The 1,145-nt window shown below is 71.1% G+C and carries 2 protein-coding genes; both read right to left on the bottom strand.

All coding sequences use genetic code 11. The annotated features are described in order from the left end of the window. The coding region (locus tag ACTWQR_RS55745; RefSeq protein ID WP_443235018.1) for a CBS domain-containing protein at nt 1–676 on the bottom strand (676 nt) is incomplete at its 3' end. A gap of 40 nt (nt 677–716) precedes the next feature. Continuing rightward, nucleotides 717–1,145, bottom strand: a 429-nt coding sequence (locus ACTWQR_RS55740; protein ID WP_443235017.1) for a Crp/Fnr family transcriptional regulator, incomplete at its 5' end; no start/stop codon positions are given.

Raw genomic sequence — 1,145 nt, 5'->3', positions numbered from 1 at the left:
CTGACGGGGTTGTGGGCGACTGGGAGGTACGGGCGTGTTCGGCGAGGTCGAACTCCACGTCCACGACCCCCTCGACGGCCCGGATCAGCCGTGCTGCCACGGGGACCAGGGAGGTGTCCCGGATACGGCCGCTGAGCGTCACGACGCCGTCCCGTACCGCCACGCGTGCGGATGACGCCGGCGTGGGGAAGAGGTAGGCCACCACCTCCCGGCGGACCTCCTCGTCGATGTCCTCGTCGTCACGCAGGAAGACCTTGAGCAGGTCGGCGCGGCTGACGATGCCCTGCAGCATGCCTGTGTCGTCGACGACGGGGAGTCGTTTGACCTTGGCGTGTGCCATGGTCCGCGCGGCTTGGGCGAGCGTCGCGTTCGCGTGGACGGTGAGGGCGGGTGAGGTCATCAGCTCTGCGGCGGTGACTGCGCCGGCCTTGGCGAGGTCGGACAGGCGCTTCAGCTGGGTGTCGCGGTCGGGGTCGCTGTCGCGGAACTCCTCCTTGGGCAGCAGGTCGGCCTCGGAGACGACCCCGACGACGCGGCCCTCGCCCTCCAGGACGGGCAGGGCGCTGACCTTCCAGTCCCGCATCATCCGCACGATGTCCTTGAAGGCGGCGCCGCGGCCGATGGCGGCGACGGTGTGGGTCATCACGTCGCTGACGATGTGCGGGGTGCCGTGCATCATGTCTCCTTGGTCGCTGTCGCCTCGACTGGTGGGGTGGTCACAGGAGGCTGCCGCTGCCGTAGGGGGCGTACAGGTCCAGCAGCCGGGTGCGGGCCGAGCGCAGGCGGTGGGCGAGGATGTCGCCCGCCCAGTGGGCGACGTCCTGGCCGAGTGCGGGGTCGTCCTGGCACATCGAGCGGACCGCGACGGCGTCGAACTCGTAGGCGCGCACGGGGCTGGTCGCCTCGGCGCCCAGGTGCCAGGAGTGCGGGGCGAACAGCCAGGACCAGCCGATGAGTTCGTTGTGGCCGAGGGTCTCGATGACGGCCGCGCGGCGGCCGGGCACGTGCATGTCGAGGGCGACGGTGCCGGTACGGATGATCCAGAACCGGTCGGCGCGGCCGCCTTCTTCGAAGAGGCGGGTGCCCTGCGGGAACGACACCTCCCGGGCGAAGCGCATCAGCCGCTGCCGGTGTTCGGCCGACAG

This window comes from Streptomyces sp. 2A115, from assembly GCF_052245575.1.
Taxonomy (GTDB): Bacteria; Actinomycetota; Actinomycetes; order Streptomycetales; family Streptomycetaceae; genus Streptomyces.
This window is presented reverse-complemented; position numbering and strand designations above follow the sequence as displayed.